The sequence below is a fragment of the Gymnodinialimonas sp. genome (assembly GCF_059726805.1).
Map to the genome: position 1 here is coordinate 4,085,326 of NZ_AP041059.1, position 18,572 is coordinate 4,103,897.

Genomic DNA, 18,572 nt, shown 5'->3' on the forward strand with positions numbered 1-18,572 from the left:
CGATCACTGGGAAAACACGAGGGTGAGAGGGAACGGGAGTGTGAAGGTTATGTCAGACCACGTCAGGCACCAGGCCATTCAACGTCACGCTCCAGAGAAAATTCAACGATATCGGAGGCCATATCTTTTGGGTCGCCGAGGATCGCCGAAACGGACGCCTCGTTGATCCAATCAGTCTCAAGGATCACAAGCTTCACGGCCTCGAAGATCGCCTTCGCGTTGGGTCCGTAGAGGAACACGAAAGCATCGGCCCCGCTCAATTCAATCTCGTGGCCACCAACTTCCCCAATCGGAGGGCGCCCCAAAGCGGCACTCAGACGATGCTCAAGCATATCCATATCGCTGAGCGATGCGGGCGCGGGCACGACCCTGAAGGTCAAAGACTGGATTTCGCTCTGTTCAGGCGCGATAGGGGCGGGAGCGGATGTGTTCACCCGCTCCCCCAATCCAACTAGCCGTTTCAGCATACTGAACACGCCCGCCCCTTCTCTGCTTCCCTCACAAATCCATCAGCAACCGCCGCGGATCCTCCAGCGCCTCTTTCACGCGGACAAGGAACGTCACCGCCCCTTTGCCGTCGACGATCCGGTGGTCATAGGACAGCGCCAGATACATCATCGGACGGATCACGACCTGCCCGCTAATCGCCATCGGACGGTCCTGGATCTTGTGCATCCCCAAGATGCCGGACTGCGGCGGGTTCAGGATCGGCGACGACATCAGCGAGCCGTAGACCCCTCCATTGGAAATCGTGAAGGTCCCGCCTTGCATCTCGGCCATCGACAGCTTGCCGTCGCGGGCGCGGGCGCCCTTCTCCCCGATCGCTTTCTCGATATCGGCAAAACCCATCTGATCCACGTCACGGATCACGGGTACCACGAGGCCCTGGGGCGTGCCCGCGGCGATGCCCATGTGAACGAAGTTCTTATAGACGATGTCAGTCCCATCGATCTCGGCGTTCACCTCTGGCACCTCACGCAAAGCGTGGACGCAGGCCTTGGTGAAGAACGACATGAAGCCAAGCTTCACCCCATGCTTCTTCAGGAACAGATCCTTGTATTCACTCCGCAGCGCCATGACCTCGGTCATGTCGACCTCGTTGAACGTCGTCAGGATCGCCGCCGTGTTCTGGGCGTCCTTCAGACGCCGGGCGATGGTCTGGCGCAGGCGGGTCATCTTGACCCGCTCTTCGCGCGCCTCGTCACTGGCCGCCACGGGTGCGCGTGGTGCAACGGCTGCGGGCGCAGGCGCTGCCACGGGGGCCACCGCCGCCTTCATCACGTCTTCCTTCATGATCCGCCCATCACGGCCCGTACCGGTCACCTGATCCGCAGACAACCCTTTGTCCGCCATCATTTTCTCCGCCGACGGCGCATTCGACACGTCCTTGCCTCCGGACCCCTGCGAGGAGGGCGCGGCAGCGTCCGAGGAGGGGGCGGAAGCCGCCACGACCGCGCCGCCGATCACCGCCAGCTTGGCCGAGGCTTCCACCGTCGTGCCTTCCGCTGCCAGGATCTCGCTCAACACCCCGGCCGCAGGCGCGGGCACCTCGACCGAGACCTTGTCGGTCTCCAACTCACACAGCATCTCGTCCTGGGCGACCGTGTCGCCCACAGCCTTGAACCAGGTCGATACCGTCGCTTCGGTCACCGACTCGCCCAAGGTCGGCACCATGACATCTACCGCATCACCCGACGGCTCAGCCGCCGCAGGCGCTGCTGCCGGGGCTGCCGGAGCCGCCGCCGGGGCGGCGCCTTCCCCGGCGCTCAACGTTGCCAAAAGCGCATCCACGCCCACGGTCTCGCCTTCTGCGGCAACGATCTCTCCCAAGGTGCCAGCGGCGGGTGAAGGCACTTCAACCGTCACCTTGTCGGTCTCCAACTCGCAGAGCATCTCGTCAACGGCCACGGCATCGCCCGGCTTCTTGAACCAGGTCGCCACGGTCGCCTCGGTCACGGATTCGCCTAAGGTCGGCACTCGAACTTCTACAGACATCTTCTCTTACCCTTCGATGGTCAGCGCACTGTCGATGAGTGCTGCTTGTTGGGATTTATGGGCGGAGGCCAGGCCCGTCGCGGGCGAGGCCGAGGCATTGCGACCCGCATAACGGGGGCGGGTTGTGGTGGCGCCGATGCGTGTCAGCACCCACTCCAGGTTGGGTTCAATGAACGACCAGGCGCCCTGGTTCTTGGGCTCTTCCTGGCACCAGACGATCTTGGCCTGCTTGAAGCGCTCCAATTCCTTGGTCAAAGCCAGGGCCGGGAACGGGTAGAACTGCTCCAGTCGCAGCAGGTAGACGTCATCGATCCCGCGTGCGTCGCGCTCTTCCAGCAGGTCGTAATAGACCTTGCCCGAGCAGATCACGACCTGCTTGATCTTGTCATCCGCCACCAACTCGGTGTCCGAGTTGCCCTTCTCCGCATCGTCCCAGAGGCAGCGGTGGAAGCTGGACCCGGTTGTGAAATCCTCCATCTCTGAAATCGCTAGCTTGTGACGCAGCAGAGATTTCGGCGTCATCAACACCAGCGGCTTACGGAAATCCCGGTGGATCTGACGGCGCAGGATGTGGAAGTAATTTGCCGGGGTCGTGCAATTGGCGACGATCCAGTTGTCCTCGGCGCACATCTGCAGGAACCGCTCCAGCCGTGCCGACGAATGCTCGGGCCCCTGCCCCTCGAACCCGTGGGGCAGCAGCATCACCAAACCGCTCATCCGCAGCCACTTGCGCTCGCCCGAGCTGATGAACTGGTCAAACATGATCTGCGCGCCGTTGGCGAAATCACCAAATTGCGCCTCCCACAGCGTCAGCGCGTTGGGCTCGGCCAGCGTGTAACCATACTCGAACCCCAGCACGGCATATTCCGACAGCATCGAGTCGATGACCTCGTAATGCGCCTGCCCGTCCCGGATATGGTTCAGCGGGTAATACCGATCTTCCGTGACCTGATCGATAAGGCCCGAATGGCGTTGGCTGAAGGTGCCGCGCGTGCTGTCTTGCCCCGACAATCGGACCGGGTAGCCCTCGGTCAGAAGTGAGCCGAAAGCCAGCGCCTCACCGGTCGCCCAGTCAAAGCCCTTGCCGGTCTCGAACATCTTGGCCTTGCTCTCCAACAAGCGCCCCACCGTCTTGTGCAGGTTTACGTCGTCCGGCGCCGTGCTCAGCGCCTTTCCGATCTCTGCGAAGGTCTCTGGCTTGATCGCCGTGGCGCCGCGCTCATAGACGGACTCGTCTTTGCGATCGAGGTGCGACCAGCGGCCGTCGAGCCAATCGGCTTTGTTGGGCTTGAAGTCTTTCCCAGCCTCAAACTCTTCATTCAGGTAGGACTGGAACGCCGCCTTCATATCCTCGATCTCACCCTCGGGGATCAGACCGTCCTTCACCAACCGTTCGGTGTAAAGCGCCAGGGTCGTCTTCTGGGATTTGATCTTCTTATACATGATCGGGTTGGTGAACATGGGCTCATCGCCCTCGTTGTGGCCAAACCGGCGGTAGCAGAAGATATCGAGCACCACGTCCTTGCCGAACTTCTGCCGGAACTCCGTCGCCACGCGGGCGGCGTGAACCACAGCCTCGGGGTCATCGCCGTTCACGTGGAAAATCGGCGCTTCCACCATCAGCGCGATGTCCGTGGGATAGGGGGAAGAGCGCGAGAAGTGCGGCGCGGTCGTAAACCCGATCTGGTTATTCACCACGATATGGATCGTGCCGCCGGTCTTGTGCCCGCGCAGGCCCGACAGGCCGAAGCCCTCAGCCACCACGCCCTGGCCCGCAAAGGCCGCGTCACCGTGCAAGAGCACGCCCATAACCTTGGTCCGCTCGGTATCGTTCTTCTGGTCCTGCTTGGCGCGGACCTTGCCCAAAACCACCGGGTTCACCGCCTCAAGGTGGCTGGGGTTGGCGGTCAGCGACAGGTGAACGGAATTGCCATCAAACTCCCGGTCGGATGAGGCGCCCAGGTGGTATTTCACGTCGCCCGACCCATCCACATCCTCGGGCTTGAAACTGCCGCCCTGAAACTCGTTGAAAATCGCGCGGTACGGCTTGGCCATCACATTGGCCAGCACCGACAAGCGGCCCCGGTGCGGCATGCCGACGATGATCTCTTCGATCCCCAACGCGCCACCGCGCTTGATGATCTGCTCCATCGCTGGGATCAGGCTTTCGCCACCATCCAAGCCAAACCGCTTGGTGCCCATGTATTTGACGTGGAGGAATTTCTCGAACCCCTCCGCCTCGACCATCTTGTTGAGGATCGCCTTGCGCCCCTCCTTGGTGAAGGCGATTTCCTTGCCGTAGCCCTCGATCCGTTCCTTCAGCCAGGAGGCCTCAACGGGGTTGGAGATATGCATGTACTGCAGCGCGAAGGTGCCGCAATACGTCCGCCGCACGATCTCCACGATCTGCCGCATGGAGGCCATTTGCAGCCCCAGCACGTTGTCGATGAAGATCGGGCGGTCCATGTCGGCTTCGGTGAAGCCATAGGAGGCCGGGTCCAGTTCCGGGTGCGGGGTCTGGTCGCGCATCCCCAGCGGGTCCAGATCGGCCACCAGATGGCCCCGGATCCGGTAGGCGCGGATGATCATCAGCGCGCGGATGCTGTCCAACACGGCGCGCTGGATCTGGTCATCGGTCAGCTCAACGCCCTTCTCCTCGGCCTTGGCCTTGATCTTCTTGCCCGCTTCCTTGCCCTCAGCCGCGACCGGGTACTCTCCCGTCAGGGCCGCCGTCAGGTCATCGCCCGGAACCGGCGGCCAATCGGTCCGCGCCCAGGACGGCCCGGCGGCAGGCGCCAGGGCGTCCGCGGCATCCCCCAGCTGCGCAAAGAAATCAGCCCAGGCCGCATCCACCGCGCCGGGGTCCTTGGCGTATTGGGCATAAAGCTGTTCCAGATACTCAGCATTGTGCCCCTGCATGAAGCTGGAGGCATGGAACGTATCGTTGGGAGATTGGTCATTCATCGGTAAATTCCTCGGGTTTGAGGGGGATACGGGAGACATTTGGAACGGGAACGGCGGGTCATTGCGGGGCCTCGTAGCGGTAGGAAACACCGATCCCTTCACGCACGGAAAGCGGTGCAAGCACCGCCGCATCGCCGGTAAAACGGATCGCGGTGACGGTCAGTCTGGTGGCTTTCTCGGGCAGCGCCACATCCGCCGCGCCGATCGACACGGCCAGGTCGTCGATGACGGAATCGGCGTCGAACATGGCATCGGCCCCCGGCACCTCCATGCCCGCGAAGCTGCAAAGGACACCCATCTGGCCGGGCTCATATTCCACCGCCGACAGCGAGGCCGAAACCCCATCGCGGGTGAAAACTTGCACGAACTGCACATCCTGCGCGTACCATTCCGCCGCGCGCGCCGCAAAAGCCTGGGCGTCGCGCGCGCTGCCGAACTGGCTTGGGAGAGAGGTGCTGCCCGCCTCATATTCCGCCAGCGCAGCCGTCACGTCGACGGTCAGCGCAGCTTGGGGCACGTGGGCCCAGCCCGCCGCCTCCATCGCGCTGATGTAAGGATCGACGTTGCCGAATTCTTCGGGCGCGGCGAACTGCGCCAGACAGGGCGCATAGATCGCCTCATCCTGGGCCAGCGCGGGCGCGGTCATGACAAAAAGAGCAAGGATGGCGTGCCTCATTGCAACGGATCCTCCCCAAATCGGTTGGCGCGCGGTGTGCCCTTGGTCGCCCAAAAGACGATGTTGAGGATGCACAGGGCGCCCGTGACGATGAACAACCCCAGGGGCAGCGGCGGGATGCCCGCGCCAAAGGGCACGCCCGTCATGATCGCGAAGCCTGCGATCAACGGGACCAGGGGAACCAATGTCCAGGCGCCGGTGCGGTCGATGTCGTGCAAGCGCCGCCAGGCCACGGCGGCATAGGGAAGGATGGTGCCGAGGTTCCAGATCCCCGACGCAATGTCCGAGACAAAGGACAGGACCAGATCCACAATCGCCAGAAACAGCGCGAACCACCAGAACTCGGACCGACGCGCGCGGCCCGAGAAGGTGGCATATTTGCTGAAGCAGGTGCTGATGGAGTCTCCGAACGTCATGCCAGCGGATCCTCCCCGTATTGGTTCGGCCCATCCGTGCCCTTGCTGGCCATCCAGATGATGATCAGCAGGCTCGGCAATGTCTGGATGCCCGACAGGATCGAGGACGTGCGGTTCAGCTGATCCACCTGCGCCAGCATCGCGTTGACCTCGGCCATCGACGGGTTGGGATCGAAGGCGATCATCATCATTTCCGCCGACTGCGGACCCACGACCTGGAACACGACGACGGACATGATCGTCACGAAGATCACGGTGGCGATGAACCACCAGGCGGGGCGGTCGCAATCATGCATCCGGCGCACGCCGACGGCCAGCATCGGCAGGTAGTTGAGCAGATACCAGAACGTCGTGATCGGCATCACGTTGATGTAGAAATCACTGATCGACCCGAAGCTTTCCACCAGGAACGGCCCCATCAGGTCCAGCGAGGGCCAGAAGATCATGAAGTCGAGGATGAAGGTCACAATCGAGCCCAGGGTGATGAACAGGATGTACCACCAATAGGCCGAGCGCGGCGCGCGGCCCTTGAAGTTGAGGCATTCTACGATGTTGGTGCGGATGGCTTCAGAAAACGTCATGGCAAAGGCTCCGAATTGCATTGGGGCAAATGCGGAGAGTGTGCCGCGAAGTCAGTGCGCGGGGATAGGTCAGGAAAGGCGTAGGTCAGCCGGTTCATGGGGATCTCCACCACGCCAGAGTCGTCTCGGCGCAGGCCTGCAACTCGGTCCAAGTCGCGTCGATATAGGTCTGCGCAGCCTCCAGATCGGTCGCGCGGCGGCTCAGCTGGCGCGCCTCGCTCAACACGTTCTCATGAAGGTCACCGGAATTCGGCACGCCGTAGGTGATATCCAGCATCATTGCCGCAAGGTCGGTGCGGGTGCTGTCCAGTTCGTCGGCAAACGACGGCTCGGGCAGGTCGTCCGGGGCATACCTCAAGAAGTACTCCGTGAAGGCCTGGCTTTGCGCGGCGCAGACAATGGCGGGCCGGGTCATCGGGTCAGATGCCGTCTCTGTGTCGGTGTTCAAAAAGGTGCCGAACCCGATCAGGGCCGCCCCGGCGAGGACGGCAAGCCAGACCTTGGGTTGCAGAAGACTATCAAACATGACGCCCTCCCCTGCAGGACGGAAAGGCCGCCCCCTGGGCAGCCTCCCGTAACGCATATGCAACCCGTGCCGGGTGCATCAGCCGATGGCTTCCAGCACAGCCTCACCCAGGGTCGCCGGGCTGTCGGCCACGATGATGCCCGCGGACTTCATCGCTTCGATCTTGTCTTCGGCACCGCCCTTGCCACCGGCGACAATCGCGCCCGCGTGGCCCATGCGACGGCCCGGAGGGGCCGTGCGGCCGGCGATGAAACCCGCCGTCGGCTTCCAACGGCCCTTCTTCTTCTCATCGGCCAGGAACTGCGCGGCTTCTTCCTCGGCGGAGCCGCCAATCTCACCGATCATGATGATCGACTGCGTCTCATCATCGGCCAGGAACCATTCCAGCACGTCGATATGCTCGGTCCCCTTGATCGGGTCGCCGCCGATGCCCACGCAGGTCGACTGACCCAGACCCACGTCGGTCGTCTGCTTCACGGCCTCGTAGGTCAGCGTGCCAGAGCGGCTGACAACGCCGCAGGACCCGCGCTTGTGGATGTGACCCGGCATGATGCCGATCTTGCAGGCGTCCGGCGTGATCACGCCGGGGCAGTTGGGGCCGACCAGCTTTGACGAGGACCCTTCCAGCGCCCGCTTCACGCGCATCATGTCGAGCACCGGGATGCCTTCGGTGATGCAGATGATCAGCTCCATCTCGGCGTCAATTGCCTCAAGGATCGAGTCGGCAGCGAAGGGCGGCGGCACGTAGATCACCGACGCGTTCGCCTCGGTCACATGCTTGGCCTCATGGACCGAGTTGAAAACGGGCAGGTCCAGGTGGGTCATGCCGCCTTTGCCGGGCGTCACGCCGCCCACCATCTTGGTGCCGTACTCAATCGCCTGTTCCGAGTGGAACGTGCCTTGAGATCCGGTGAAGCCTTGGCAAATCACCTTGGTGTTTTCATCAACGAGTACGGCCATCGGGGCCTCCTGTGGTCGTTTGGGTAAAGTGGGTCATGGATCGGGCTGCAACGCAGGTCCGCCATGGGCGATTGAGTATCGGTGCAACAGAGCGCTGACCTCTGAGATCGGCAGCACGTGGCTTGTATCGATCGGCACAGATGTCATCCCGCCCCCTCATTCGACCGGCTCCAGCGGGGTCATCCGCTCGACCAGCATGAAGGTCTCGATGCCGTTGGGGCCGGGGCGCGTGCCCACATGCACAACGGCGACGCGGCGGGGGTTCAGGCGGCGCGCGGCCAGCAATTCCGTGCCATCGGTCCGCTCATAGCGATCCGGCACGGGCGAGGTCTGATCGATCCCCTCCATCTCCAACCCCGCGACGGCAGCACTTGCCGCCAGCCGCGCGTGATCGCCGTCAAAGGCAACCTCGCAACGACGGTCCGTGCCCGGGGTCGCGGCACGGCCCGTGACCGGGCTGGGATCAGCGCTGGAAAAGGGGTCAAGGTCGTAAAAATCCACCCGCACACCGGGAGAGGCCAAGACCTCCTGCGCGCGCTCTGCCGTCATGAAGGGGCTGAAACAATGGGACGCGAAGGCCGCGCTGCCGGTATGTGGCACGGCGACCTCATCAGCCTCCACCCGACAGCCCGCCATGGCCATCAGCCCGACGGCGGCGATCAGCTGTACCGCGCCCCAGAGGGCACTTTTGCGGTTCGGGCGTGTCATGCGGCGCGCCTCTCGAAAAGGGCGTTGATGTTGTCGTCCATCGGCAGGCGCAAAGGGTTCAGCAAGCGCACGGTGAACCCGGTCCGCGCCGCCAGATCGCGCAGGGTGGCCAGGGTGAAATACTGCACATGGTCCGGATACCGCAGCCCGACCCAATTGCGCCCGAAGATCCGCTTGCCAAGGCTGCCGAAGTTCGGCACCCGCACATAGGCGCGGCCCCCGGGCTTGAGGATGCGGGCGGCTTGCTCCAGCACCGGGCGGGGGTGTTCCTCATGCTCCAGGTAGGAACGCAGGATGATCCCGTCGAACATCTCATCGGGGAACTCCCGGATCGCCTGCGCGCCCGGCCCGTGGACGCAATAGCCGCCGTGGGGGGCGAGGTTGGTGTTCGCCAGTTCGGCCAGTTCTGCCGAAATCTCGATCCCGTATTGGGTGAAGCCCGGGAATTGCGCATGGGCGCCCGCGCAGCCGACGTTCAGCAGATTGCCGCTGCCAAACCACTCCGCATAGCGCACCGCGTCGGGCTTGCGCCCGATCTTGTGCCGCCAGCGCGTCGCCAGATCCGCGCGCTGCATCAGGGGGCGGGCCTCCAGCCGCGCGGCCTTCTCGGACGCCCAGGTTTTCTCCCAGGCGAAATCCTCCACCAGCGCTTCATAGCCCGGGGGGTTCAACAGATAGACCAAGTCGCACACGCGGCATTGCCCCATGCGCCATTCATCGCGGTGCAGGTCCGGGTAATCGGCCGGGTCCTCTGCCGCGCAGTTGGGACAGGGTCGCGTCATCTGAAGGGCGGGAGCGTTCACCACGACACCTCGATCCGCGCACGCACGTAGCTTTCCCCACCGCTTTCGCGCACGTTCATCGAGAACGTCGGCACCTGCGCCCCGTGGGTCTGAACCATTGACGCCTCGAACGCGGCCATCGCCGCGTCGTCCTCGAGATCCGTGACAAACACCATCGAGCAGCCGCCCCCTGTCGGGTTCACCGACAGATCGAAGAGCTGATGGAAATATGTCCCCGTCTCAGGGTTGGGGACCATGCCGACCTCTTGCAAGCTCGCCTCCACCCCGGCGCCATCGGTGGCGGCGACGCAGACATTCGCGAACATCCGCCCCAGCACCGTCGGATCAGCGATGACCGACCCGACCGACGGCGTTTGCGCGGCCATGGGACCCGCGAAAGCAAGGAAGGCCCCTGCAGTTCCCGTCACGATATGCTGCGCAAATCCCATCGCCTAACGCCCCCGATGGACCAAATCGAGCTCCCAGATCGCGCCTCTGTAGGGCGCGATGCGGGGGCCGAAGGCGATGCCAGCGTCGATCGTGTCATGCTGCAACCAGATCGTGCCATGCCAAGCGGGACCCGTGCCCGCGACAAGCACTCTGCGGAAGGCATCTTCGGGCACGAACTGCGGGTTCAATTGTTCCAGGATCTGGTACGCGACGCCCAGAACGCGGTCTTCTTCGGACAAGGGCACGCCCAGGATCGCAATCTCGCACTGGCGGTTGGTTAGCCGCACGGTCATCGACAAGGCGTCATCGTCGGGCACTGCTGCCGTTCCGGCGGTGGAGCCGCTGTAATTGACCCGCCACGTCCGGCGATCCCCGCGCGGCTGCGCCAGAACGTCCACCGTGCCGAAGTCGGTCAGGGGCACCTGAAACCCATAGGCCTGCGCCAACTGATCCCGGTCCGCCCCGCCCGCCAGCACCTGCGCGCAATACGACAGACCCCGTACCGCAGGCCCGTTCGACGCATAAAGCACATCACGCGCCGACTGTGCCGCACCGGGTGTCGCCAAGGTGGCCGTCCATACCGCGGCACAGGCCGCAAGAACGAACCGCGCCGCCACGCCGCGAGCGATACGGAAAACTGGGCACGCATCCATCACGGAGAAGGCCTGCCTTCCAACACGGCACCCAATTGCTCATGGCTCCACAAGCCCATCGTGCGCCGACGCTTCCACGGCCCCACGCCTGCGTCGGTGACGTCCTTGTCGAGGTCCAGCTCGTCGTGAGACTCGGGGATATGCTGTATCGGCTTGGGGAAATTGAACGGCGCCATCATCGGGTTGAAGTTGGCGTGCTGGCCGTTTTCAGACAGGGGACGGTTTTCATCGACCAGATCCACTGTCAGCAACAGATACGGGATCTTCGCCTTGTAAATGTTCTCGATCACCTTCCACCGGTTCACATCGGTCAGGTGAATGAGACACTCCCGCACCATGATCAGCTCGCACTTGGGCAGCTTGTCTGTCGCCAGATCCAGATGAACAAAGCGCCGACCGGGACCGCCGTGTTTTGCCTTCACTTCGTCGATCAGCTCTTTGGAGATCTCGCCGCCGATATATTTGACGCCGCTCAGATCGACCTCGACCATCCAGTTCCAGTCACCGCAGGGTGCATCCAGGAAGGTCTTCACCTCCAGATCCCGCAGCAGACCAGGCAAGGCCCGGCGCAACCGCCGCGTACTGCGCACGGTTGACCCCGAACCGCTGCGCGGCTTGCCTTTGGCTTCATCCGCCCAGGTCTTGGTCTCGAAGGCGTCCTGCAGAGCGCGATCCATGGCTCAGCCCTTCACAGCCTTCACGATCTTCTGCGCGCCGTCTTTCAGATCATCAGCGGCGATCACGTCGAGGCCGGAGGAGTTGATGATCTCTTTGCCCTTCTCCACGTTGGTGCCTTCCAGACGCACGACCAGCGGCATCTGCAGACCCACCTCTTTCACCGCCGCGATCACGCCTTCTGCGATGATATCGCAGCGCATGATGCCGCCGAAGATGTTGACGAAAATGCCCTTCACCTGCGGGTCGGAGGTGATGATCTTGAACGCCTCGGTCACCTTTTCCTTCGTGGCGCCACCGCCCACGTCGAGGAAGTTGGCAGGCTCGGCCCCATACAGCTTGATGATGTCCATCGTCGCCATCGCCAGACCCGCGCCGTTGACCATGCAGCCAATCTCGCCATCCAAGGCAATGTAATTGAGGTCGAACTTGGAGGCCGCCAATTCCTTGGCGTCTTCTTCCGTCTCGTCGCGCAGGCTTGCCACATCGGCGTGGCGGTAGACGGCGTTGCCGTCGAAGCTTACCTTCGCGTCGAGCACTTTGAGGTTGCCCTCATCTGTGACGATCAGCGGGTTGATCTCCAGCATCTCCATGTCCTTCTCCTGGAAGGCATTGAAAAGCTGGCCCATCAGCTTGACGCATTGCTTTACCTGCTGGCCCTCAAGCCCCAGCGAGAACGCGACGCGGCGCCCGTGATAGGGCTGGTAGCCCGTGGCCGGATCGACGGAGAACGACAAGATCTTCTCAGGCGTCGCGGCGGCGACTTCCTCGATGTCCATGCCGCCCTCGGTCGAGCAGACGTAGCTGATCCGGCTGGTCTGGCGATCGACCAGAAGCGCCAGGTACATCTCGGTCTCGATACCGCTGCCATCTTCGATGTATATACGGTTGACCTGCTTGCCCGCAGGCCCGGTCTGGTGCGTCACCAGCGTGCGGCCAAGCATCTTCTTGGCCTCGTCGGCCGCTTCCTGCGCCGATTTCGCCAGGCGCACGCCGCCCGCCTCACCGGCATCGGCTTCCTTGAACTTGCCCTTGCCGCGTCCACCGGCGTGGATCTGTGCTTTCACGACCCAAAGCGGCCCGTCCATTTCGCCCGCAGCGGTTTTGGCGTCTTCCGCCTTCAAAACGACGCGTCCGTCAGACACCGGAGCGCCATATTGCGCCAGGAGGGCTTTTGCTTGGTACTCATGAATGTTCATGAAAAAGGTCCGTTCTTTGGGTCATGTTCAAGCGACGTAAACACAACCCATGCGAGCAATGGAACGGTAAATTGCCCTATTCCATAGGATTAGCCACAAAATCCGACATTTGTGATCACAGATATTTTTTGTGTGATCACAAATTTTCTTCCCCGGTGAGACCAGAGCCGACTCACACCCCGTCCTGCGCCCGATGAGGGGCGTTCAGCCGCCCGCTGCCTCAACCGCTGTTAGGAAATCCGCGAAGTTCACATTGGCGCTCTTCCAGCCAAAGGTCCAACCCGCGTTGGGCACCCGCCAATCGGCCCCGTAGTTGCACACCAACATCGCCTCTGCATCGGCGGGAAGGGACAGGCCCGTGGCCGCGTGGCGGGTGTAGGGCAGCAGTTGATCGCGCGTCATCGCGCCGTAGGTGTGGGGGTAGACGAACAGCTTGTCGTCGGCATCGATCCAGGCCGGGAAAAGATCCACCCCGAAGATGCCGATCTTCTGCATCTTCAAGGTCACCTTGCTCCAGGAACTGCGCTGCACCGCGACGCCGTCGGCGATCAACCGGTCACACAGCGCCAGCCACTCCGCCGCGGCATCCTTCTCGTTGCGCGCCTCCAGCAGCACGCCCAGGTCGACGTCGTTGTCATGCTCCAGCAGAGTGCCTTCGCGAATAATCCCCAAGAGCGTGCCGGAGTTCGCGAAAACCTCCAGATCCAGCGCCGCCAACCGTTCCGCCAGCTCCTTGGTCCCGCCGATGACCGCGTCCACATCCGCCGTGCGAAAACTCTCGGTGTAGGCGCTGCCGTTGGGCAGGTAGAAGCCCAAGTCGTCCTGTAGATGGCGCAGAAACTCGTTGAATTCGTCCATCGTGCCGAGCTTCAGGCACTGCTTGGAATACCGCGACATCAGCCGTTGCGTCGCAAAAGCCTTCTGCCGCGTGGCGCAATTCAGCGCGATCCACGCCTGGATCCACTTGGGGTCGCGCGGGTCGCGCACCGCTTCCAGCGCGTCGTGCATTTCCTGGAAATCGGCCTTGGGGATCTTGTCGCCCCGGACCCGCTCCCACACCCGCTCAATCAACTGGCTATCCATCGCGCTACAGCCCCGCTGCTTTGACGTTCAACGTCTCGATCAAATGCTTGACCTCTTTCAGCTGCTCATCGCGCAGCGCCTCCATGAACGCCTTGAGAGAGGTTGAGGACACATCCTCGGTGCGCGGCAGGTAGAAGACCTCGCACAGGTCGCTGAGGTCGTTGAACTTGCCGCTCCAATCGTCGCCCATGGCGAAAATGTCGATCTTCTCGCGCACGATATCGTCGCGTTTCTGCGCCCAGTCGTTCTCGGGCAGCACGTTGTCGACATAGCGGCAGGCTGCCACGATCTCAGCGCGCTGATCATAGGGGATCACCGTCTTCTTGCCCTTGATCGCGTTGAATTCGTCCGAGGACACGCAGACCGTCAGGTGATCGCCCAACGCCGCCAGCCGCTTGAGAAGCCGCACATGGCCGATGTGAAACAGATCGAACGTGCCGTAGGTGATGATCCGCTTGCCCAATGCTCCGCCTCTCGTGCGTTGTTTTGCGCGATTGAATCAACTTCGCTTGGCCCCCGCAAGGCTTTTCTGGGCCGGGGTCAGCGCACAAAAAAAGGGCCGGATCCACAGATCCGACCCCCTATTTCGCGTTTGAAGGCTTTAGCCCAACGTCTCGTCAATTGCCTTGCAGGCATCGACCAGGCCGTTCACGGCGGCGACGGAATTGTCAAACATCGCCTGCTCTTCCTTGTTCATTTTGATGTCGACCACACGCTCCACGCCGCCAGCGCCGATCACGGTGGGCACGCCCACATACATGCCTTTCAGGCCCAGGGCGCCGTCGACGTAGGCCGCACAGGGCAGCACACGCTTCTGGTCCTTGAGGAAGGCTTCCGCCATCTCAATCGCGGAGGTTGCGGGGGCGTAGAAGGCGGAGCCCGTCTTCAGCAGGCCCACGATCTCGGCACCGCCATCGCGGGTGCGCTGAACGATGGCGTCCATCTTTTCCTGGGTGGTCCAGCCCATCTCGACCAGGTCAGGCAGCGGGATACCGGCAACGGTGGAATAGCGTGTCAGCGGCACCATGGTGTCGCCGTGGCCGCCCAGAACGAAGGCGGTGACGTCCTTCATGGAAACGTTGAATTCCTCGGCCAGGAAGTGGCGGAAGCGGGCCGAGTCCAGCACGCCCGCCATGCCGCAGACCTTGTGGTGCGGCAGGCCCGAGAACTCGCGCAGCGCCCAAACCATGGCGTCCAGCGGGTTGGTGATGCAGATCACGAACGCGTCCGGCGCGTGGTCGCGGATGCCTTCACCAACCGATTTCATGACTTTCAGGTTGATGCCCAACAGGTCGTCGCGGCTCATCCCCGGCTTGCGGGCGACGCCCGCAGTGACGATGCACACATCCGCGCCAGCGATGTCAGCGTAGTCGCTGGTGCCGCGCAGGGACACGTCAAACCGCTCGGACGGGCCCGATTCCGCGATGTCCAGCGCCTTGCCCTGGGGCAAACCATCCGCGATGTCGAAGAGGACGACGTCCCCCAGTTCCTTAACCGCCGCAAGGTGGGCGAGCGTGCCCCCGATGTTGCCTGCGCCGATCAGTGCAATTTTGGGTCTGGCCATAACCTTTGGTCCTCGAATGTGGTGTTCAGTCGGGCGGAGGGGTAGCCCCAGCACGGCGCGCGTGCAAGGCACACGTGCGCGACCGATAGCCCCAACATCACAGTTCAAGGTTGTTTTTACAGGTCTTCGCCAGGGATCTCAGGCGCCATTTGCGCGAAATGCTGGCCCGCTGCCATCAGGCATGTGGTGCCATCGGCCGAGGTCACGGTGATCGTCCAAGACCCTGTTTCCTCAGACACATAGACCTCCACAATGCGATTCTGATGCGCCAGGCCCATGCCGTGAACCTGCTCTCCATAGCGGCCGGTCAACTCGCCCACGATGATGCTACGATCCGCGCAGAGCATCTGGAGGCCACGATTTTGGGCATTTGCGGGCAGGACCGTCAAAACGGTCAACACCACCCAGGCGCAAAGTGCGATTCTTTTCATAGCGATCGTCCCTTTTCCATTCGGGACGCCAAACGCAATCGAAGCGACCCGGTCCAAGTGGACCTCCCTCCAATCACGCCGCACCTCTCGCGGGTGCCTGCTACTCGACATTGCGCGATTGTCATTAAGATATGGTAAAACTGTGGCGAAATTATGTTGCGTGGCTTTCTGCATTGCAGCAAGACCCTTGCTTTCGGGTCCGCTATGTGGTCCCAAAAGGGCGATATTCACCAAACCGCGATGACCATGATCCAACCCAGCCGTTCCGTCCTCTACATCCCCGCCTCCCGCACCCGCGCGTTGGAGAAGGCGAAAACCATCCCGACCGATGCGATCATTTTCGATCTGGAGGACGCCGTCGCCGCCGATGAAAAGCCCGCCGCGCGCGAGACGCTGAAGACCGCGCTGCAAGACGGCGGCTACGGGCCCCGCCTGCAGATCACCCGGATCAACGGCTTCGACACCCCCTGGGGCGCCGATGATCTGGCCACCATCGCCGAGGCCGCGCCGCAGGCCGTCCTGCTGCCCAAGGTGGGCAGCGCCAAGGATATCGAGGCGCTCGCCGCCCGGCTCGACGCCCACCCCAAGACGCACGACACCCAGATCTGGGCGATGATGGAAACGCCCCAAGGCATCCTCAACGCCGCCGAGATCGCCAGTGCCCCGCGCATGGCCGGTTTCATCATGGGCACCAACGATCTGGCCAAGGACCTGAACGCACGCACCCGCGACGCAATGCTGACCTCGCTCCAGCTTTGTGTACTGGCCGCGCGCACCCATGGCATCCTCTGCATCGACGGGGTCTATAACGCCTTCAAGGACGAAGACGGGCTCCGGGCAGAATGCCAGCAGGGCCGCGATTTCGGCTTTGACGGCAAGACCCTGATCCACCCCGCACAGGTGGCCAGCGCCAATGCGGCGTTTGGACCCACGGCAGAGGATATCGACCTCGCCCGCCGCCAGATCGCGGCCTACACCGAGGCGCTCGCCAAGGGCGAAGCGGTCGCCGTGGTGGACGGCAAAATCGTCGAGAACCTGCACGTTGAAACCGCCCGCGCCACCCTCGCCAAGTCCGAGGCCATCGCCGCATTGGAGGCCGCATGATGTCCTGGATCCTTCTGATCGCAGGGCTCGCCCTTTGGTACGGTGCCCACTTCTGGAAACGCCTCGCCCCGGCCTCTCGCGCGCGCATGGGCGATCCGGGCAAGGGCCTCGTGGCGGTCCTCGTCGTGCTGTCGATCGTGCTGATGGTGCTCGGCTATCGCGGCGCCTTTGGCCCGGTCTGGTGGGGCCGCAGCGGCGCTTTGGTGGGGATCAACAACCTGCTGATGATCCTGGCCTTCTACATCTACGCCAGCGGCGCGACCCCGCCCGGCCGCCCGCGCAACACCGTCGGCACCAAACTGCGCCACCCACAATTGGTGGGCTTCTCGATCTGGGCCGCGGCCCACCTGATCCCCAACGGCGACCTCGCCTCCTACATGCTCTTCGGCGGCTTGCTGATCTGGGCGCTGATGGAGATGGCGCTGATCAACCGGTCCGAGCCCGCCTGGCAGCCCCCGGCATGGGGCGGACGCGCCTCCGAGATCAAGATCGCCGTCATCGGCCTTGTCGCCCTGATCGTCACCATGCTGATCCACTACTGGCTCGGCGTCACGCCCTGGGGGTAAGCCGATGCAAATCTACCGTTTGCTGACCGAGGATGACACCTCGGCCTTCTGCCACAAGGTGTCAGAGGCACTGTCCAAAGGCTGGGTCCTGCACGGCGACCCCACCATGGCCTTCGACGCGGCCCGCGGCGTGATACGCTGCGGCCAGGCCGTCACCAAGGACATCGACACGCCCTATTCGCCTGACATGAAACTGGGACAGCAATAATGTCGAAGACCAACGCCGGGTATTTCTTCGAGGATTACCACGTCGGCCAAATCCTCACCCATGCCACGCCGCGCACCCTGACCGAGGGCGATAAGTCCCTCTACACCGCGCTTTACCCCACGCGGTTCTCCATGACGTCGTCCCAGATGGTGGCCGAGCGCGCCGGTTTCCAAGGCGCGCTCTACGACGACCTGATCACGTTCCACACCGTCTTCGGCAAGACCGTCCCCGATATTTCCCTGAACGCCGTCGCCAATCTAGGCTACGCCGAGGGGCAGTTCTTCAAGCGCCTCTCCGGCAATCCGACCCTCTCCGCCACCTCCGAGGTTATTGGCCTGAAGGAGAACTCCAACGGCAAGACCGGCATCGTCTGGGTGCGCACCACGGGCCGGGATGAGGACGGCGATACCGTCGTCTCCTACGTCCGTTGGGTCATGGTCCGCAAAGGCGACGCCTCTGCCCCCGCGCCGGACCCGGTGGTGCCCGACCTCGCCAAAGCCGTCTCCGCCGACGCGCTGCACATCCCCGATTGGCTCGACTGGTCCACCTACGACGTCGCCGCCTCGGGCGAGCCGCACCGCTTTGGCGACTATGCGGTGGGCGAGATCATCGACCACGTCGACGGCGTGACGCTGACGGACCCCGAGCACATGATGGCCACCCGCCTCTGGCAGAACACGGCGAAGGTCCACTTCGACACCTCCGCGCGGCCCGACGGCAAGCGCCTGATCTACGGCGGCCACATCATCTCCATGGCCCGCGCCCTGTCCTTTAATGGCCTCGCCAACGCACAACTCCTGGCAGGCATCAACGCCGGCGCCCACGCCAACCCGGCGATGGCGGGCGACACCGTCTACGCCTGGTCCGAGGTTCTGGACACGGCCGAAACGAGCAACCCCCACGTCGGCGCGCTACGTCTGCGGCTGGTGGCAACGAAGGGCAAGGCTGGGGCGTTGCGGGGCGACGACGGCAAGTATCTGCCGGAGGTTCTGCTGGACTTGGATTACTGGGCGCTGATGCCGAGGTAGCCT

22 protein-coding genes are annotated in these 18,572 nt (G+C 63.1%); 4 read left to right on the forward strand and 18 right to left on the reverse strand.

The window, feature by feature from the left end:
* Nucleotides 1-62 precede the first annotated feature (62 nt).
* The 18 genes from AC6I9R_RS19945 to AC6I9R_RS20030 form a co-directional block, all read right to left on the reverse strand.
* Nucleotides 63-365 carry a hypothetical protein gene (locus AC6I9R_RS19945; protein ID WP_497863030.1) on the reverse strand — a complete coding sequence of 101 codons (303 nt, stop codon included), beginning with the start codon at nucleotides 363-365 and terminating at the stop codon, nucleotides 63-65.
* Between the two features lie 133 nt (nucleotides 366-498).
* Nucleotides 499-1,995, reverse strand: coding sequence for a 2-oxoglutarate dehydrogenase complex dihydrolipoyllysine-residue succinyltransferase (gene odhB / locus AC6I9R_RS19950; RefSeq protein WP_461428389.1), 1,497 nt, complete (start codon nucleotides 1,993-1,995; stop codon nucleotides 499-501).
* A gap of 6 nt (nucleotides 1,996-2,001) precedes the next feature.
* Nucleotides 2,002-4,959 (reverse strand): 2-oxoglutarate dehydrogenase E1 component, encoded by a 2,958-nt coding sequence (locus AC6I9R_RS19955; protein ID WP_461428388.1) that lies wholly within the window; start codon nucleotides 4,957-4,959, stop codon nucleotides 2,002-2,004.
* 58 nt (nucleotides 4,960-5,017) lie between these two features.
* Nucleotides 5,018-5,605, reverse strand: coding sequence for a hypothetical protein (locus tag AC6I9R_RS19960; RefSeq protein WP_461428387.1), 588 nt, complete (start codon nucleotides 5,603-5,605; stop codon nucleotides 5,018-5,020).
* Nucleotides 5,606-5,631: 26 nt separating this feature from the next.
* On the reverse strand, nucleotides 5,632-6,051 hold the full coding sequence (locus AC6I9R_RS19965) for a DUF805 domain-containing protein (protein ID WP_461428386.1): 420 nt from the start codon (nucleotides 6,049-6,051) through the stop codon (nucleotides 5,632-5,634).
* A complete protein-coding gene (locus tag AC6I9R_RS19970; RefSeq protein WP_461428385.1) occupies nucleotides 6,048-6,632 on the reverse strand; it encodes a DUF805 domain-containing protein in 585 nt (194 codons plus the stop codon). The genes AC6I9R_RS19965 and AC6I9R_RS19970 overlap by 4 nt, the downstream gene beginning before the upstream one ends.
* A 94-nt stretch (nucleotides 6,633-6,726) precedes the next feature.
* On the reverse strand, nucleotides 6,727-7,158 hold the full coding sequence (locus AC6I9R_RS19975) for a hypothetical protein (RefSeq protein ID WP_461428384.1): 432 nt from the start codon (nucleotides 7,156-7,158) through the stop codon (nucleotides 6,727-6,729).
* A gap of 78 nt (nucleotides 7,159-7,236) precedes the next feature.
* On the reverse strand, nucleotides 7,237-8,118 hold the full coding sequence (gene sucD / locus AC6I9R_RS19980; RefSeq protein ID WP_461428383.1) for a succinate--CoA ligase subunit alpha: 882 nt from the start codon (nucleotides 8,116-8,118) through the stop codon (nucleotides 7,237-7,239).
* Between the two features lie 156 nt (nucleotides 8,119-8,274).
* On the reverse strand, nucleotides 8,275-8,826 hold the full coding sequence (locus tag AC6I9R_RS19985; protein WP_461428382.1) for a succinyl-CoA synthetase subunit beta: 552 nt from the start codon (nucleotides 8,824-8,826) through the stop codon (nucleotides 8,275-8,277).
* Nucleotides 8,823-9,608 carry a class I SAM-dependent methyltransferase gene (locus AC6I9R_RS19990; RefSeq protein WP_461428381.1) on the reverse strand — a complete coding sequence of 262 codons (786 nt, stop codon included), beginning with the start codon at nucleotides 9,606-9,608 and terminating at the stop codon, nucleotides 8,823-8,825. The genes AC6I9R_RS19985 and AC6I9R_RS19990 overlap by 4 nt, the downstream gene beginning before the upstream one ends.
* Nucleotides 9,609-9,625: 17 nt before the next feature.
* Nucleotides 9,626-10,057 (reverse strand): hypothetical protein, encoded by a 432-nt coding sequence (locus AC6I9R_RS19995; protein ID WP_461428380.1) that lies wholly within the window; start codon nucleotides 10,055-10,057, stop codon nucleotides 9,626-9,628.
* Between the two features lie 3 nt (nucleotides 10,058-10,060).
* On the reverse strand, nucleotides 10,061-10,624 hold the full coding sequence (locus AC6I9R_RS20000) for a hypothetical protein (protein ID WP_461428379.1): 564 nt from the start codon (nucleotides 10,622-10,624) through the stop codon (nucleotides 10,061-10,063).
* An 86-nt stretch (nucleotides 10,625-10,710) separates the two neighbouring features.
* Complete coding sequence (locus AC6I9R_RS20005) at nucleotides 10,711-11,388, reverse strand: class I SAM-dependent methyltransferase (RefSeq protein ID WP_461428378.1); 678 nt, start codon at nucleotides 11,386-11,388, stop codon at nucleotides 10,711-10,713.
* A 3-nt stretch (nucleotides 11,389-11,391) separates the two neighbouring features.
* Nucleotides 11,392-12,585, reverse strand: coding sequence for an ADP-forming succinate--CoA ligase subunit beta (sucC, locus tag AC6I9R_RS20010; protein WP_461428377.1), 1,194 nt, complete (start codon nucleotides 12,583-12,585; stop codon nucleotides 11,392-11,394).
* Between the two features lie 204 nt (nucleotides 12,586-12,789).
* Nucleotides 12,790-13,668, reverse strand: coding sequence for a LicD family protein (locus tag AC6I9R_RS20015; protein ID WP_461428376.1), 879 nt, complete (start codon nucleotides 13,666-13,668; stop codon nucleotides 12,790-12,792).
* Between the two features lie 4 nt (nucleotides 13,669-13,672).
* Entirely contained in the window at nucleotides 13,673-14,131 is a 459-nt protein-coding gene (locus AC6I9R_RS20020; RefSeq protein ID WP_461428375.1) for an FAD synthase family protein, read from the reverse strand.
* A gap of 138 nt (nucleotides 14,132-14,269) precedes the next feature.
* The gene (gene mdh / locus AC6I9R_RS20025) at nucleotides 14,270-15,232 is read right to left on the reverse strand and encodes a malate dehydrogenase (protein ID WP_461428374.1); all 963 of its coding nucleotides are present in this window, start codon (nucleotides 15,230-15,232) and stop codon (nucleotides 14,270-14,272) included.
* A gap of 116 nt (nucleotides 15,233-15,348) precedes the next feature.
* Entirely contained in the window at nucleotides 15,349-15,663 is a 315-nt protein-coding gene (locus AC6I9R_RS20030; protein ID WP_461428373.1) for a hypothetical protein, read from the reverse strand.
* 204 nt (nucleotides 15,664-15,867) lie between these two features.
* On the opposite strand from AC6I9R_RS20030, the gene AC6I9R_RS20035 reads away from it, so the two are divergent.
* Genes AC6I9R_RS20035 through AC6I9R_RS20050 form a run of 4 tightly spaced genes read left to right on the forward strand, consistent with a single transcriptional unit; the run spans nucleotide 15,868 to nucleotide 18,569 of the window.
* Nucleotides 15,868-16,767: an HpcH/HpaI aldolase/citrate lyase family protein gene (locus tag AC6I9R_RS20035; protein WP_497863033.1), complete on the forward strand. Its 900-nt coding sequence runs from the start codon at nucleotides 15,868-15,870 to the stop codon at nucleotides 16,765-16,767.
* On the forward strand, nucleotides 16,767-17,333 hold the full coding sequence (locus AC6I9R_RS20040; protein ID WP_461428371.1) for an NnrU family protein: 567 nt from the start codon (nucleotides 16,767-16,769) through the stop codon (nucleotides 17,331-17,333). Before AC6I9R_RS20035 ends, AC6I9R_RS20040 begins: the two co-directional genes overlap by 1 nt.
* Before the next feature lie 4 nt (nucleotides 17,334-17,337).
* Nucleotides 17,338-17,541, forward strand: a complete 204-nt coding sequence (locus AC6I9R_RS20045) for a DUF1737 domain-containing protein (RefSeq protein WP_461428370.1) — start codon at nucleotides 17,338-17,340, stop codon at nucleotides 17,539-17,541.
* Nucleotides 17,541-18,569, forward strand: coding sequence for a MaoC family dehydratase (locus tag AC6I9R_RS20050; protein ID WP_461428369.1), 1,029 nt, complete (start codon nucleotides 17,541-17,543; stop codon nucleotides 18,567-18,569). Before AC6I9R_RS20045 ends, AC6I9R_RS20050 begins: the two co-directional genes overlap by 1 nt.
* Nucleotides 18,570-18,572: the final 3 nt, after the last annotated feature.